Here is a 14433-nt window from a genome sequence, read left to right as displayed (position 1 = left end):
CTACCCCTCCCAGGCATGCACGATGGCCAGAGCATCGCGGGTGGCGCCGACATCGTGCACCCTGACGGCCCAGACTCCGGCGCGAGCGGCGAGCGCGCTCGTGACGGCCGTGGCGAGGTCCCGTCGCGCCTCGGAGACCGTCGCCGGGTCTGCGGCGATGCTCTCCGCGAGGAACCTCTTGCGAGAGGTGCCGACGAGCACGCGGGGTCCGAGGGCGACGATCTCGTCGAGACCGCGCAGCACGCCCCAGTTCTGGTCGCCCTTCTTCGAGAACCCGATGCCTGGATCGACGATCAGTCGCGACGGCGCGATGCCGGATGCCGCGGCCTCGCCCATGCGCTCGTGCAGCTCCCCCGCGACCTCGCGGGCGGCACGGCGGTATTCGGCGTGCGCATACATGTCGGATGGGAAGCCGCGCCAGTGACCGATCGCGTAGTCGGCGCCGGATTCTGCGACCGCCGCGAGCATCTCGGGGTCGGCCAGTCCGCCGGAGACATCGTTGACGACCCGTGCCCCCGCACGCACGGCTGCCGCGGCGGTGGAGGCGTTGATGGTGTCGATGCTCACGGGCGCTCCGGTGGCGACGAGGCGCTCGATGACCGGGAGCACGCGCTCCTGCTCGACCTCGGCTCCCACCCGCTCGGCGCCGGGCCTGGTCGACTCGCCGCCGACATCGAGCACGGTGGCTCCGTCGGCCCGCAGCCGCAGGCCGTGCTCGACTGCCCGATCGACGTCGAGATAGCGGCCGCCGTCACTGAACGAGTCGGGCGTGACGTTGACGATGCCCCAGATGCCTGTCATCCGTGCGCCATTCCCAAACCCGACGACCCGATCAGCGCGATGAGCTCGGCTCGAGCGATCGGCTCGGTGTATTCGCCCCGGGCGGCGATCGTGAGCGTCGAGGCCTCCGGCTGTCGTCCACCGCGCATGGTCACGCAGCCGTGGCTCGCGTCGAGCACCACGAGCACGCCACGGGTGTCGAGATGCTCGGCGATCGTGTCGGCGATCTGCTCGCCCAGGCGCTCCTGCACCTGAGGGCGACCGGCGAGGATCTCGACCACGCGCACGAGCGCTCCGAGTCCGACGACCTGCTCCCCCGGCAGATACGCGATGTGCGCACGCCCGGCGAACGGCAGCAGGTGGTGCTCGCACACCGACCGGAAGCGGATGTCCCTCAGCAGCACGGCACCCGACGGGAGGGTGTCGGGAGCGGGACCTCGAGCGACGCTGATCGTGTGCGCGAGAGGAGCCGCCGGGTCCTCGCCCACGCCCGCGAAGAACTCCGCATAGAGATCACCCAAGCGGGTCGGTGTCTGCTTCAGTCCCGGACGATCAGGGTCTTCACCGATCGCCTCGAGCAGTTCCCTGGTGAGCCGTTCGACACGCGCGCGGTCGACAGACACGGGTCAGGCCGTCGCGGGTCGAGCCTGGCCGGCTCCCGCCGATCCGGGCTGCGTGCGGGGAGCCGATGTGGGCGCTTCGACCGAAGCCACCAGTGAGACGTCCTTCTTCGGGACCTCGATCGGAGGCCGCTCCGAGACGGGGCGGTCCTCGCTCGAGAGCCACAGCGGACGCTCGGGGAGCTTCTTCACCTCGGTGAAGATCTCCGCGATCTGGTTGTGATCGAGGGTCTCCTCCTCGAGCAGCGACAGAGCGAGGCGATCGAGGATGTCCCGGTTGGCGCTGATGACCTCGTAGGCCTCGTTGTGAGCCTGCTCGATGAGCGCGCGCACCTCTGCGTCCACCCGCTCGGCAACCCTCTCGGAGTACTCGCGTCCTCTGCCCATGTCGCGACCGGCGAAGGGCTCGCCGCCCTCGCTGCCGAGCTTGACCGGTCCGACCTGGGTGGTCATGCCGTACTCGAGCACCATCTTGCGAGCGATCGACGTCGCCTTCTCGATGTCGTTCGAGGCGCCGGTGGTCGGGTCGTGGAACACGATCTCCTCAGCGACGCGACCGCCCATGGCGTAGGTCAGCTGGTCCTGCAGCTCGTTGCGGGTGACGGAGTACTTGTCGTCGAGCGGCAGCACCATCGTGTAGCCGAGAGCCTTGCCTCGGGGCAGGATCGTGATCTTCGTGACGGGGTCGGTGTAGTTCATCGCCGCGGCAGCGAGAGCGTGACCGCCCTCGTGGTACGCGGTGATGAGCTTCTCCTTGTCCTTCATCACGCGGGTGCGACGCTGGGGGCCGGCGATCACGCGGTCGATGGCCTCATCGAGGGCGCGATTGTCGACCAGCTGCGCGTTCGAGCGAGCGGTCAGCAGGGCGGCCTCGTTGAGCACGTTCGCGAGATCCGCTCCGGTGAAGCCGGGGGTCTTGCGGGCGACGACCTCGAGGTCGACGCTCTTCGACAGCGGCTTGCCCTTGCTGTGCACCTCGAGGATCTTCTGACGACCGCGCAGGTCGGGGGCGTCGACGCCGATCTGGCGGTCGAAGCGGCCGGGGCGCAGGAGAGCCGGGTCGAGGATGTCGGGGCGGTTGGTCGCCGCGATCACGATGACGTTCGCGTTCGGGTCGAAGCCGTCCATCTCGACGAGCATCTGGTTGAGCGTCTGCTCGCGCTCGTCGTTCCCGCCGCCCATGCCGGCGCCGCGGTGGCGACCGACGGCGTCGATCTCATCGATGAAGATGATCGCCGGCGCGTTCTCCTTCGCCTGGTTGAACAGGTCACGGACGCGGGAGGCGCCGACACCGACGAACATCTCGACGAAGTCAGAACCCGAGATCGAGTAGAACGGGGCTCCGGCCTCTCCGGCGACGGCGCGGGCGAGCAGCGTCTTTCCGGTTCCTGGAGGGCCGTACAGCAGCACGCCCTTCGGGATGCGGGCGCCGATGGCCTGGAACTTGGCCGGGTCCTGGAGGAACTCCTTGATCTCGTGGAGCTCCTCGATCGCCTCGTCTGCACCGGCGACGTCGGCGAAGGTGACCGTCGGGGTCTCCTTGTTGACGAGCTTCGCCTTGGACTTGCCGAACTGCATGACCTTGCTGCCGCCGCCCTGCATCGACGAGAGCAGCCACCAGAACAGCAGGCCGAGCAGCACGAGGGGAAGAAGAAGGGAGAGGATGCCGTCGAACCAGGTCGCGCGCGGCACGGCGTCGTTGAAGCCGTCCTTCGGTTCGGCGGCGTTGATCGCCGAGACGACCTCTTCGGCGCGGGCATCGACGTAGTAGAACTGAACGTTCTCCGAGCCCTCGAACGCCTTCGACAGGGTCATGTCGACGCGCTGGTCTCCGTCGGTGTTCACGACCTCGGTGACCGTCTTGCCGGAGAGCAGCTCCAGACCCTCCTGGGTCGTGATCTGCTTCGGCGCGCCGAGGTTCGAGATCAGCAGGAAGCCGCCGAACAGCAGCAGACCGATCAGAGCGACGTAGATCAGCGGATTCCGAGTGAGCTTCTTGACATCCATGGTCGGATCAGCGTATCGCGCGCGCCCTAGGTGGCCGCTGTGCGTTCACCCACGGCGTAGCGATGCGCCCCGAGCGTCCGATCAGCTGTAGACGTGGGGAGCGAGCACCGCGACATCGCGCAGGTTGCGGTAACGCTCGTCGTAGTCGAGGCCGTAGCCGACGACGAAGTCGGTGGGGATGTCGAAGCCGACGTACTTGCAGTCGATGACGACCTTCGCGGCCTCCGGCTTGCGCAGCAGTGCGAGCACTTCGATCGACTCCGCACCGCGCGACTCGAAGTTCTCGAGCAGCCAGCTGAGGGTGAGGCCCGAGTCGATGATGTCCTCGACGATCAGCACATGCTTGCCGTTCAGGTCGGTGTCGAGGTCCTTGCGGATCTGCACAACGCCGCTCGACTTGGTGCTCGCGCCGTAGCTCGAGACCGCCATCCAGTCCATCGGGGCGTGGAAGGGGAGAGCACGTGCGAAGTCGGCCATGACCATGACCGCGCCCTTGAGCACGCCGACGAGGATGATCTCCTTGCCCTCGTAGTCGGCCGCGACCCGAGTTGCGAGCTCATCGAGCTTGGCGATGATCTCCTCCTCTGTGACGAGGATCTGAGCAAGGTCGTCCTGGATCTCCGCGGCGCGCATGGATTGATTTTAGGTGACGCACCGGCATGGTCCCGCACAGGATCCGCAGATCGTCCACCAGAATTCCGGGTACAGGTCCGGCATCCGCACTACTGTGGCGCTTGAACGGGCGTGGGCCCGCAGACGGAAGGATTCACCCATGGCACTCGACGACATCCTCACGCAGGTCCCGATCGACGACATCGCCGCGAAGCTCGGAGTCTCCCCCGACGTCGCCAAGGAGGCAGTCGAACAGGGCGGCGCCGTGCTGCTCGGCGGCCTCGCCAAGAACGCGTCCACCGCGGAGGGCTCTGCGGCGATCGAGAACGCTCTGAAGCGCCACCAGGGCAAGGCCGGGGCGGCGAAGGTCGACGACATCGATCAGGCCGATGGTGGCAAGATCGTCGCGCACATCCTCGGCGACGACGAGAAGCAGGTCACCGAGAAGCTGACGGAGTCGAAGGAGACCGCCGGCATCGACTTCGGCAAGCTCCTCCCGATCCTCGCCCCGATCGTGATGGGCCTGATCGCCAACGCCACGAAGGACAAGTCCGCGAAGCCCGACGCTGCAGAGACGCAGTCGGGTGGCGGCGGCATCGGCGATGTGATCGGCGGGATCCTCGGCGGCGGCAGCTCGTCGGGTGGCGGAGGCATCGGAGACCTGCTCGGCGGCATCCTCGGCGGCGGAAAGTCCTCGGGTGGCGGCGGCATCGGCGACCTGCTCGGCGGCCTGCTCGGCGGCAAGAAGTAGCAGACGGCCCTGCATGACCAGAACCCCTGCGGCCCCCGAGGACGGGACCGCAGGGGTTCTCTCGTCGCTGCGGGTCGCGGAATGCTGCGACTCAGTGCGCGGTGAAGACGACGCGTCCGCCCACCCGGGCCGCCGAGCACGACGGCAGGTCGATGGGTCCCTGACCCGCCCAGTCCGTGGCGAGCCGGGCGACCTCGAGAGTCTGCAGGCGCGTCAGGCTCACCCCGAACTCGCTGTCGACCACCAGTCGGATGATCCGATTGCGCAGAGCCGCCGGATTGGCGGCGAGAGCGGCGACGCTGACCGAGATCCCTGCCTCGGCATGCTCGACGATGTCCTCGATCGTCTCGTGGATCATCTCGTCGAACGCCTCGGCGTCTTCCCGCAGCTGTTCGGCCGTGCGCGCCAGAGCCTCGGCGATGCCGGGGCCGAGTTCCGCTTCGAGCACCGGCAGCACGCGGTCGCGCACACGCACCCGCGCGAATCGCTGCTCTGCGTTGTGCGGGTCGTCCCAGACCTCGAGGTCGGATGCCGTGCAGCACGCTCGTGTGGTCTCGCGCCGCACCGCGAGCAACGGCCGCACCCAGCGCAGCCCGTCGTCGTCTTCGCGCACCGGCGCCATCCCCTGCAGGCTCGCCGCCCCGGATCCGCGGGCGAGACCGAGCAGCACCGTCTCGGCCTGGTCATCGAGCGTGTGGCCGAGCAGCACGGCTGACGCACCGGCATCCGCGGCAGCGTCCTTCAGCGCCCGATACCGCGCGTCGCGGGCCGCGGCCTCCGGACCGCCCTCCTCGCCCACCTCGACCCGGACGATGAGAGCGTCGAGCCCCAGCGCCGCCGCCGTTCGCGCGGCGCGTGCGGCGACAGCATCCGATCCGTCCTGAAGACCGTGGTCGACCGTGAGACTCCCCGCTCGGAGTCCGAGCTTGGGGGCTTCGAACGCGGTCGCCGCGGCGAGCGCGAGCGAGTCCGCTCCCCCGGAAAGAGCGACGACGACGGTCGATCCCGCGGGCAGATCGGCGAGCGCGGTGCGCACGGCGAGGCGGATCTCGGCGATGGCGGGTGATAACGACGGCACAGACCAACGGTAGATCACGAGGATGGATCGCCGCGCGGGTCTCGCGCTCTGCGGGCTCTGCGTCCTAACCTGGCGCCGTGACGGTTCACCCAGTGCGGTTCAGGGCAGTGCGGTTCAGGACAGAGCGGTTCAAGGCGTTCGTCGATGCCGTCGTCGCGATCGCGATGACCCTGCTGATCCTTCCGCTCATGGAATCCGTGTCCGAGGCCGCCTCCGGCACGCTCAGCACCGCCGAGTTCTTCGTCGAGCATTCGGGTCAGCTGCTGAGCTTCGGGCTGAGCTTCGTCCTCATCGCGACGTTCTGGATGGGCCACCATCGGCAGTACCGTGACGTCGAGTGGGTCACGGGCCCGCTGCTCTGGATCAACATCGCCTGGATGGCGACGATCGTCTGGCTGCCCGTGCCGACCGCGATGATCGGACAGATGGAGACCGACTCTCTGCAGCCGGTGGTCTACATCGGCACGCTGATCCTCACGCAGATCACGACCCTGGCGGGGTGGCTCTATCTGCTGCGTCATCCCGACTTCACGACGACGCCGGTCGACGTTCTGCGAGCGGGCGTGATCGGCGACCTCGCCGCGATCATCCTGTTCCTGATCGCCCTCGCGATCGCGGTGTTCGTGCCGTCACTCGGCTACGCCGGGCTCCTCGTGCTGCTGCTGACAGGGGTCGTCACGACGCTGCTGAGCCGGGCGTCGCGGCAGGCGCCCGGGCCATCCACCGGCCGCGGGTAGGCTAGTGCGCGGCATCCAACCGTCATTTCTGAGGAGCACACGCATGGGCGCACACGACGCCGTCATCGAGATCCCGCGCGGCAGCCGCGTGAAGTACGAGGTCGACCACGAGACCGGACGAGTGCACCTCGACCGCGTGCTCTACACGACCTTCGGGTACCCCGCCGACTACGGCTACTTCGACAACACCCTCGGAGAGGACGGCGACCCGCTCGACGTGCTCGTGCTTCTCGACCACGCGATCTACCCCGGCGTCGTCGTCGAGGTGCGCCCCGTCGCCGTGCTCAAGATGAGCGACGAGGCCGGCGGAGACGACAAGCTCGTCGCCGTGCTGTCGAAGGACCCCCGCTGGGCCCACATCCAGGACATCGGCGATGTCGCCGAGTTCACCAAGAAGGAGATCGAGCACTTCTTCGAGCACTATAAGGACCTCGAGCCCAACAAGTGGGTCAAGGTCGACGCGTGGGGCGACGCCGCAGAGGCGCAGCGCATCCTCGACGAGGCGATCGTCCGCTTCGGCGAGCAGGGTCACTGACACCTCGCTGCAATGAAGAAGACCCCCGGATCCGCACAGCGGCCGGGGGTCTTCTTCGTCGTGGACGCGGAACTCAGACCGAGACGCCGCGATCCGCGAGGAAGGTGATGGGGTTGGTGTACGCGCCGTTGATGTAGACCTCGAAGTGCAGGTGGCAGCCGACGGATGCTCCGGTGTTGCCGGCGTAGGCGATGACCTGACCGGAGTTCACCCAGGTGCCGCTGCGGACTGCGAATCCACCGTCCCTGATGTGCGCATAGCCGGACGACACACCGCCGCCGTGCTGGATGCGGATGTAGTTGCCGTAGTTGCCCCGTGGGCCGGCGTAGTCGACGGTGCCGGACTGCGCCGCGTAGATCGCCGCTCCGCAGCCGTTAGCGAGGTCGACGCCGTAGTGGTAGCCGGAGCAGGCCGCGCAGGGCTTGGGACGAGGACCGAACCCGGCGCTGCGGTGGCCGCCGTGCGGTCGGACCCAGCCTCCCGATCCGGGTGACCCGCCGACTCCTCCGCCGCCACCGCCTCCGCCGCCATTGCCTGCGGCGGCAGCAGCAGCCTCGGCCGCTTCGCGACGCTTGCGCTCCTCCTCCGCGACGCGCACGCCCTCCTGGTAGCCGGCCACGGTCGTCGCCGTGGCGTCCTTCAGGGCTGCGAGCTGCGCCTGCATGGTCGCGAGGTTGGCCGACTGCTCGTCGAGCGCCGCCTGAGCGGCGTCGGCTGCGGCCTGGGCCTCGATCATCTTCTGCTCGGCGATCTGCTGCAGGCGATCGCGCTCGGTGCGGGCGACCACGGCCTGATCGGTGAGCGCCTGGGCCGAGTTGCGTGCGGCGACAGCGTTGTCGTGCACCGTCTGGTTGTACTGGTAGACCTTGTCCATCGTCCCGAGACGAGAGAGCAGCTGGTCCGCATTGTCTGCCGAGCCGGCGAAGAAGAGTTCGAGGGCGGTGTCATCGCCTCCGTTGCGGTACAGCTGTGCGGCGAGCTGGGCGGCCTTCTTGGTCGCGTCGTCGGCGACGAGCGCCTGCTCGTCGGCCTTCGACTGGAGCTCATCTGCGACGGCGATGGCGTCGAAGTACGCCAGCTGAGCGGCGTTGTACTCCTCGCCCGCGAGGACGGCCTTGGCCTGAGCGTCGGCCACTCGCTGCTTGAGCGACTGGATGAGCCCTTCGATGCGAGTGACCTCGCCCGCCTTCGCGGCCTCACTGTTCATGGCGTTCTGCACGTCGTCCCAGCTGGGATACGACGCCGCGTACGCGGCGGTCACGCCATTGGAGACGCCGAAGGCGCTGAGGGCGACGACGCTGAGCGCGCCGAGAGTGAGGGCGCCGCGACGGGTGACCGAGCGGTCTTTCCAGAACGCACGGCTCTCCGCGGGCGTCGGCGCGCAGCCGCAGTCGTCGGATGCCGCCGCAGCAGCATTCGTCGTCGAGTCCTTGTCGTTCACTCGGCCCCTTCCGCCGGTTTCACAAATGCCACACTAACAACTTCTTTCACATCCGCACCAGGAGGCGGACAGCGCGAGAGGACACAGCGATACGGGTCCATCGTCCTCCCGAACACGCCCGGGGTACAGCAGGCTCGCCCTCGATTCGCGTTTTGCTCAGATCTTCCCTTATGCTTGAGCGTCGGCAAGGAAGTCCTCCGGGACAGACTTCGGCCCCATCGTTTAGCGGCCTAGGACGCCGCCCTTTCACGGCGGTAGCACGGGTTCGAATCCCGTTGGGGTCACTCCTTCCGGTATAATTGAAAACAAGTATGGCCCTGTAGCGCAGTTGGTTAGCGTGCCGCCCTGTCACGGCGGAGGTCGCGGGTTCAAGTCCCGTCAGGGTCGCTCTAAGCGACGGGCCTTTCTCTTCGAGAAGGGCCCTTTCGTCTAGATGCGACAGGTCTAGCCCGTCGCACGGCTCTGTAGCTCAGTTGGTAGAGCGCACGACTGAAAATCGTGAGGTCACGGGATCGACGCCCGTCGGAGCCACAGGGTGATCATTACAGTCACCTTAGGAACCCTCGCCTAGCTTCTACATGGCGGGGGTTTCCGCTTTTCCTGGGCGGAGGCGATCTGAACGCCGGACAGCGCACTTGATACCGTCGATGACATGTTCGTCTTCGGAATCGCTGCCGCTGTCGTCGGGACCGCGATCTTCCACACCGCTCTCGGGAAGACTCTTCGAGCCAACGCGACCACGCGAGTTCCGTTCGGCGGCAAGCCTCGGACGACGCCTGAGCGTTCGATCGCACTGCGGGCCGTGGGCGCCGGACTCATCGTGCTCGGCGCCGCGCTCGTGAGCACCGCGGGATGGCACTGGACGATCATGGCGGTTCTGGCCGGTCCCGTCGCAGCGCTCGTGGTGCTGATCCTCCACAACCGGCGCGTCAGCCGCGAGGTCTCGTTCACACGAGAGTGACGACCGCATGGATGCAGTCCATGAGTGCGGCTGCAGCACGATAGACACGCAGGCCGTCTCTCGCGGTCGATATCCCACCCGACGTATGCGAAGTAATATATCGATATGGGACCTGACCTGCCGGTTGTGCCTGGGGCGCAGCGGAACCTCGGAGCTGAGGAGCTCTTCCGCCGATTGGCGACGTCGATCGCCGACGGCACTTATGCTCCGGGCGCGAAACTGAGCGACAAGGCGATCGCCGACGACCTCGGCGTCACCCGCACCCCGGTGCGAGAGGCAGTGCAGCGACTCGCGCGAGCCGGGCTGATGGAAGTCCACGCGAATCGCTATTCGATGGTCACCGACATCACCGACGAACGCTCACGCATCACCCGCGAGTTCGCCGCGTCTCAGGGCGGCGAGATCATCCGCGAGGCTGCACTCGCGCTGTCCGAGGCGGACCTCGCCATCGCGTGCGAGCTGATCGGCGAGGCGATCGAGTCGGTCGAGTCCGGCAAGGGCTGGATCGAGGCCCATGTCGAACTCTTCGAATTCCTGACCGACCGTGCGCTGAACGATCTCTATCGACTGATGCTGAGCGACTTCTGGTATCTCGTGTTCCGCGATCTCTACCTCGGAGAGCCGCGAGTGAACACGCGGGAGTCTCTCGAGGAGCTCGAGTCCGCGATGCGCGCTCGCAGCGCGAACGCCGGCGTCAAGGCCGTGCAGAGGATGCTCCGCCTGAAGTAGCGGATCCACTCCGAGGAGTTGGTTCCGGTCCCCCGCGCCCGAACGGGGGGACCGGATCAGTCGATGAGAAGGTCCGCAAGCGCACCCACCCCCCAGTGGGCGCTCAAGACCGAGAGACTCGAGGGCACGTCTGGTTCGACCGACGGAGAGCAGCAGAATGCGGCTCGTCGTATTGCCAGCGTATTGGCGAGACGGGCACTGACGCTGATCGGGGCTCAACCATTGACGCCGAGACGCTCGAACTGCTATGCCGAGATACCCTGCCCGAGCCGCCGATGACGACGGGGGGAGTCCGGGCTGGATACGCTCGAATCATGCTCGAGACGTTCATCGGATTCGCGGTCGTGGGGGTGGCGATCGCCCTCGGGTACCTGCTCGGGCGGATCGATCTGCTCGGCCCGCACGCCCGGCATGTGCTCGGCCGCCTGATCTTCTTCGTGCTGTCGCCGTTCCTGCTCTTCACCGTGCTCGCCCATGCCGATGCGAAGATGCTCTTCTCCTCGCTGCTCCCCGTCTCGGCGATAGCGGCCGTCGCGATCATCGCGATCTACACGCTGGTGGCACGACTCTGGTGGAAGCGCCCCGTCGGAGAGACGCTGATCGGCGCCCTGTCGGCCGGGCAGGTCAACTCGAACAACATCGGCATCCCGTTGTCTCTCTACCTGCTCGGCAGCGCCGCCTACCCCGCGCCGGTCGTGCTCATGCAGCTGCTGGTCTTCACGCCGGTCTCGCTGACGATCCTCGATGCCGTCACGAGCGACCGGGTCTCGCTGCGCAAGACCCTCGTGCGCACGGCGACCAACCCGATCATCATCGCCTCGCTCCTCGGAACCCTCGTCTCGGTGCTGGGCATCACTGTTCCGCCCATCGTCATGGAGCCCGCGCAGCTGATCGCCGATGCTGCCGTGCCGGTGCTGCTGATCAGTTACGGCATCTCGCTGCACGGCCAGCGCGTCCTCGGAGCCCCCGGACACCGCCGAGACATCATCGTCGCGACATCGCTCAAGCTCATCGCGATGCCTCTGATCGCCTGGGTCGTGGCGGAGTTCGTCTTCGGACTCTCTTCGGCCGAGGTGCTGATCGTCGTCATCCTCGCGGCGCTTCCGACCGCCCAGAACGTCTTCAACTACTCGCAGCGATACGACATCGGCGAGACCATCTCGCGCGACACCGTGTTCCTCACCACGCTCGGCTGCCTGCCCGTGCTGATCCTCATCATGTTTCTGCTGGGGTGAGCACCGCAGCATCCCGCCGACCGCCGACGCCGGAGAGGGTCAGCGGGAGATCGCGCATCACGACGACGCTGTCGAAGACCGCAGCCCCGGCGGGAAGCGCCTCGAAGAACGACGACCGAAGGTGGTGCAGACGGGCACCTTCGACCTTCCACGAATCGGAGGCGAGCGCGACGGGTTCGACGGTGCGTCGGTCTCGCGCCGTCGACCACCCGACGCGACCGGAGCGGTAGAAGTCGGAGGCCTCGTCGACCGATGCGAACAGCGCGCTCGACCACTCGCCGCCCACTTCGACATCGGCGTCGAGACTGTGCCCGGTCGCCTCCATCGCGAGCGCGTAACGATCGCCGGATTCCTCGATCCGGAATCGCGCCCTCCGATGCACCCCGGGGAACAGTCGTCCGCCGAACAGCACCGGATGCCATGCCGAACTGTGGCGTTCGAAGATGAAGACCCCCTGCTCGACGCCGTCGGGGCCGTCCCACTCGACGGCGATCCGATGAGCGGCGTTCTCGGAGCGGAGACCCCATCGACCGCTCGACCAGCCCGGGCGGATCGATTCCAGACCCAGCACGCACACGCCGGCGACCGCAGAGCCGTCGACGATTCGAGGGCGGAACCCCGCAGGCAGCAGCGAGACGGCGACGTCAGGGTCCACCCGGTAGCTGATCAGAAGTCGCCGGCGCAGCTGCGCCCGTACGTCGCGAATGATCCTCATGTTGTGAATCTAGCACTGTAGCTAAATTACTCCAAGGGTGTCGGCGTATCCGCCTCCCGTAGGTTGTATGCGTGGACAACGCGCTCATCTATGTCGCCGTGATCGCCGCGATCCTCGTGCTGGCGATCTTCCTCCCCCGTTGGGTGCGCCGCTCGACCGACGCTGCCGGAGGAAGAGAAGGGCGGCGCTACGCGACGACCCGCCTCACCGGGATCCTCGACGAACTGGACACGACACTGGTGCTGCATGCGTCGGAAGCCACAGCACGCGAGGTCGTCGACGGTGTCGTGCTGCAGCAGCCGCGCAAGTTCACCCGGCTCGGGGGCGGCGGCTACGGCATCCGATTCATCGAGCCCGACGATGCGATCGTGCGGCTCGTCGACGATGAGCGCGGAACCCGGCTGGAGGTCGAGAGGATCCGCGAGCACTTGGGCGTGCCGAACACCTCGGAGTTCTGGTCAGACCTGCGCTCCGGCGTCTCCACGGCCGCGCAGGCCAGGGGCATCGACGTCTCCCCGGGACGGCCGATCCACCACCGGCGCGACGAGGCGACGGGAACATGGATACCGGTCTAGACCGACCGCACGTCGCGTACCGGAACATCGGGTGCATCTCACAGCCGCCGCAACTAGGCTGAAGCTGCTGATGACGCACCCGGCCCCACCGCAGCCGGCCTCGCGACGGCACCATTTCTCATCACAGCCCTCAGTCCCTCTGTGACCTGCGCCGGAAAGGCCGACCAATGAGTGAATCCCCCAATGACGACCGGACTCCCGACTTCTTCGACAAGCTGATCGAAGAGACGCCGCGTGAGCAGTCCGGCTTCACCGCCTCGTTCCGCGGCTACGACAAGGCCGAGGTCGACTCGGCTCTGAGCGCGCTGCGCAATCAGCTGCAGCAGGCGAAGGCCGACCTCGCCGCCACCGAGGCGCGCCACGAAGACGCCGTCGAGGCGCTCCGCGAAGAAGAGCGCATCGCCCGCGAAGAGATCGAGGCCGAGCTCCTCGCCACCAAGGCGAAGGCCGCCGAGACCGAGCAGCAGGTCGCCACCCTGACCAACGAGCTCGTCGACACCCCGCGCGCGGATGGCCAGGAGGCACCGTCGCGCGAGCAGTTCGAGGCGATCCTCCGCGTCGCGGAGGAGCAGGCGAACGTGCTCATCCAGAACGCCGCGGTGCAGGCCGACCGCCTGATGGCCGCAGCTCGCGAAGAGGTCACCACGCAGCGTGCCGAGGCCGATGCCGATGTCACCCGCATCCTCGCCCACGCTCAGCACGACGCCGACCAGGTGCGCCTGAAGATCGACACCGAGTACACCGCGCACCAGGCGACGCTCGAGCGCGAGGCCGCACACGCTGCCGAGCGGGTGCACCAGGCGACGCAGGAGGCCACGGCGATCCGCACCGAGGCCGAGAAGGGCGCTGCGGCGCTCCGCTCGCTCGTCACTCGCGAGACGACCCAGCTGCGTGCCGAGGCGGAGCGCGAGGTGCGCGAGATGAACGCGCGCGTGCTCGAGTTCGAGGAGACGCTCACCCGACGTCAGGACGACGCCCAGCAGGAGTTCCTCGTGCTGCACAACCAGGCCGTCGCCCACGCCGAGCGCATCACGAACGACGCCAACGAGCAGGTCGCCGCGTCGCTCGATCACGCACAGCGCATCTCCGCGAAGGCCGATGACTATGAGCGCCTGATGCGCTCGCAGGCGCAGACCATCGAAGCGGATGCCCAGGTGCGCGCCCGCGACACGCTCGACCGTGCGCGCGTGAAGTCGCAGAAGATCGTCGACTCTGTGACGGGTCACACTTCCGCAGTACTGCGGGATGCCGAAGACCAGGCGCGCCAGCTGCGCTGGCAGCAGCAGCAGCTGGCCAGCTTCATGGCCGAGGTGCGCGAGCTGATCCGCCCGGAGGGGATCTTCAGCGACCAGCAGAAGGACGACGCCGACGCCGTCTCTGCAGTGGCGGACGCTGACGACGACGCGTTCGACGTCGACACGCTCGATGCCGAGATCGTCGAGGACGAACAGGACGAGACCGCAGAGCCCGTCGAGGAGTTCCGTGGAGATGAAGCCCTCGACGATGAGATCCTCGACGACGACGCCGAGACCATTGACGGCAAGATCACCATCGAGGTCGTCGAGACCGACGAGAAGACCTCGCGCTGATCTCGATCTCCTGACGAACAGGGGCGTGGGCGGACATTCCGCTCATGCCCCTGTTCTGTCTCCGGCGG

15 protein-coding genes and 3 tRNA genes are annotated in these 14433 nt (G+C 67.4%); 11 read left to right on the top strand and 7 right to left on the bottom strand.

Annotation, left to right across the window (positions count from 1 at the left end):
- From folP to hpt, 4 genes are all read right to left on the bottom strand, one after another.
- Positions 1-801, bottom strand: coding sequence for a dihydropteroate synthase (folP, locus tag ASF87_RS09000; RefSeq protein WP_056375561.1), 801 nt, complete (start codon positions 799-801; stop codon positions 1-3).
- A complete protein-coding gene (gene folE, locus ASF87_RS08995; RefSeq protein WP_056375560.1) occupies positions 798-1403 on the bottom strand; it encodes a GTP cyclohydrolase I in 606 nt (201 codons plus the stop codon). The genes folP and folE overlap by 4 nt, the downstream gene beginning before the upstream one ends.
- Positions 1404-1406: 3 nt before the next feature.
- Complete coding sequence (gene ftsH / locus ASF87_RS08990) at positions 1407-3407, bottom strand: ATP-dependent zinc metalloprotease FtsH (protein WP_056375559.1); 2001 nt, start codon at positions 3405-3407, stop codon at positions 1407-1409.
- 81 nt (positions 3408-3488) lie between these two features.
- Positions 3489-4040 carry a hypoxanthine phosphoribosyltransferase gene (gene hpt, locus ASF87_RS08985; protein WP_042536974.1) on the bottom strand — a complete coding sequence of 184 codons (552 nt, stop codon included), beginning with the start codon at positions 4038-4040 and terminating at the stop codon, positions 3489-3491.
- 139 nt (positions 4041-4179) lie between these two features.
- Between hpt and ASF87_RS08980 the strand changes: the two genes are divergently transcribed.
- Entirely contained in the window at positions 4180-4770 is a 591-nt protein-coding gene (locus ASF87_RS08980) for a DUF937 domain-containing protein (protein WP_042536972.1), read from the top strand.
- Between the two features lie 91 nt (positions 4771-4861).
- Here the strand turns inward: ASF87_RS08980 and tilS are convergent, their stop codons facing one another.
- A complete protein-coding gene (gene tilS / locus ASF87_RS08975) occupies positions 4862-5848 on the bottom strand; it encodes a tRNA lysidine(34) synthetase TilS (RefSeq protein ID WP_056376429.1) in 987 nt (328 codons plus the stop codon).
- Between the two features lie 77 nt (positions 5849-5925).
- On the opposite strand from tilS, the gene ASF87_RS08970 reads away from it, so the two are divergent.
- A complete protein-coding gene (locus ASF87_RS08970) occupies positions 5926-6585 on the top strand; it encodes a TMEM175 family protein (protein WP_082508812.1) in 660 nt (219 codons plus the stop codon).
- Positions 6586-6628: 43 nt separating this feature from the next.
- Positions 6629-7120 carry an inorganic diphosphatase gene (locus ASF87_RS08965; protein ID WP_042536967.1) on the top strand — a complete coding sequence of 164 codons (492 nt, stop codon included), beginning with the start codon at positions 6629-6631 and terminating at the stop codon, positions 7118-7120.
- A gap of 73 nt (positions 7121-7193) precedes the next feature.
- Here ASF87_RS08965 and ASF87_RS08960 read toward each other — a convergent pair whose 3' ends face one another.
- A complete protein-coding gene (locus ASF87_RS08960) occupies positions 7194-8561 on the bottom strand; it encodes a peptidoglycan DD-metalloendopeptidase family protein (protein ID WP_056375557.1) in 1368 nt (455 codons plus the stop codon).
- Between the two features lie 211 nt (positions 8562-8772).
- On the opposite strand from ASF87_RS08960, the gene ASF87_RS08955 reads away from it, so the two are divergent.
- The 6 genes from ASF87_RS08955 (at position 8773) to ASF87_RS08930 (ending at position 11486) form a co-directional block, all read left to right on the top strand.
- Positions 8773-8845: transfer RNA gene (locus ASF87_RS08955), tRNA-Glu, on the top strand.
- 29 nt (positions 8846-8874) lie between these two features.
- Positions 8875-8948: transfer RNA gene (locus ASF87_RS08950), tRNA-Asp, on the top strand.
- A gap of 71 nt (positions 8949-9019) precedes the next feature.
- Positions 9020-9092 (top strand) — tRNA-Phe (locus tag ASF87_RS08945).
- Positions 9093-9213: 121 nt separating this feature from the next.
- Positions 9214-9522 carry a hypothetical protein gene (locus ASF87_RS08940; RefSeq protein ID WP_056375556.1) on the top strand — a complete coding sequence of 103 codons (309 nt, stop codon included), beginning with the start codon at positions 9214-9216 and terminating at the stop codon, positions 9520-9522.
- A 105-nt stretch (positions 9523-9627) separates the two neighbouring features.
- The gene (locus tag ASF87_RS08935; protein ID WP_056375555.1) at positions 9628-10251 is read left to right on the top strand and encodes a GntR family transcriptional regulator; all 624 of its coding nucleotides are present in this window, start codon (positions 9628-9630) and stop codon (positions 10249-10251) included.
- Between the two features lie 314 nt (positions 10252-10565).
- Entirely contained in the window at positions 10566-11486 is a 921-nt protein-coding gene (locus tag ASF87_RS08930) for an AEC family transporter (RefSeq protein WP_056375554.1), read from the top strand.
- On the opposite strand, the gene ASF87_RS08925 is transcribed toward ASF87_RS08930, so the two are convergent.
- Positions 11467-12201 carry a DUF2071 domain-containing protein gene (locus ASF87_RS08925; RefSeq protein WP_056375553.1) on the bottom strand — a complete coding sequence of 245 codons (735 nt, stop codon included), beginning with the start codon at positions 12199-12201 and terminating at the stop codon, positions 11467-11469. The genes ASF87_RS08930 and ASF87_RS08925 overlap by 20 nt on opposite strands.
- A gap of 71 nt (positions 12202-12272) precedes the next feature.
- On the opposite strand from ASF87_RS08925, the gene ASF87_RS08920 reads away from it, so the two are divergent.
- Entirely contained in the window at positions 12273-12776 is a 504-nt protein-coding gene (locus tag ASF87_RS08920; protein ID WP_056375552.1) for a hypothetical protein, read from the top strand.
- Positions 12777-12943: 167 nt separating this feature from the next.
- On the top strand, positions 12944-14365 hold the full coding sequence (locus tag ASF87_RS08915) for a hypothetical protein (RefSeq protein WP_056375551.1): 1422 nt from the start codon (positions 12944-12946) through the stop codon (positions 14363-14365).
- Positions 14366-14433 lie beyond the last annotated feature (68 nt).

This window comes from Microbacterium sp. Leaf161, assembly GCF_001423645.1.
GTDB lineage: Bacteria > Actinomycetota > Actinomycetes > Actinomycetales > Microbacteriaceae > Microbacterium > Microbacterium forte.
Note: the sequence above shows the minus strand (reverse complement) of the source record. Positions and strands in the feature narration are given on the sequence as shown.

What these genes read in the sequence shown, in the direction of transcription:
- ASF87_RS08930 (WP_056375554.1), top strand. Translation starts at nt 10,566, where the DNA reads ATGCTCGAGACGTTCATCGGATTCGCGGTCGTGGGGGTGGCGATCGCC.
- ASF87_RS08940 (WP_056375556.1), top strand. Translation starts at nt 9,214, where the DNA reads ATGTTCGTCTTCGGAATCGCTGCCGCTGTCGTCGGGACCGCGATCTTC.
- ftsH (WP_056375559.1), bottom strand. Translation starts at nt 3,407, where the DNA reads ATGGATGTCAAGAAGCTCACTCGGAATCCGCTGATCTACGTCGCTCTG.
- ASF87_RS08980 (WP_042536972.1), top strand. Translation starts at nt 4,180, where the DNA reads ATGGCACTCGACGACATCCTCACGCAGGTCCCGATCGACGACATCGCC.
- ASF87_RS08935 (WP_056375555.1), top strand. Translation starts at nt 9,628, where the DNA reads ATGGGACCTGACCTGCCGGTTGTGCCTGGGGCGCAGCGGAACCTCGGA.
- ASF87_RS08965 (WP_042536967.1), top strand. Translation starts at nt 6,629, where the DNA reads ATGGGCGCACACGACGCCGTCATCGAGATCCCGCGCGGCAGCCGCGTG.
- ASF87_RS08925 (WP_056375553.1), bottom strand. Translation starts at nt 12,201, where the DNA reads ATGAGGATCATTCGCGACGTACGGGCGCAGCTGCGCCGGCGACTTCTG.
- ASF87_RS08915 (WP_056375551.1), top strand. Translation starts at nt 12,944, where the DNA reads ATGAGTGAATCCCCCAATGACGACCGGACTCCCGACTTCTTCGACAAG.
- folP (WP_056375561.1), bottom strand. Translation starts at nt 801, where the DNA reads ATGACAGGCATCTGGGGCATCGTCAACGTCACGCCCGACTCGTTCAGT.
- hpt (WP_042536974.1), bottom strand. Translation starts at nt 4,040, where the DNA reads ATGCGCGCCGCGGAGATCCAGGACGACCTTGCTCAGATCCTCGTCACA.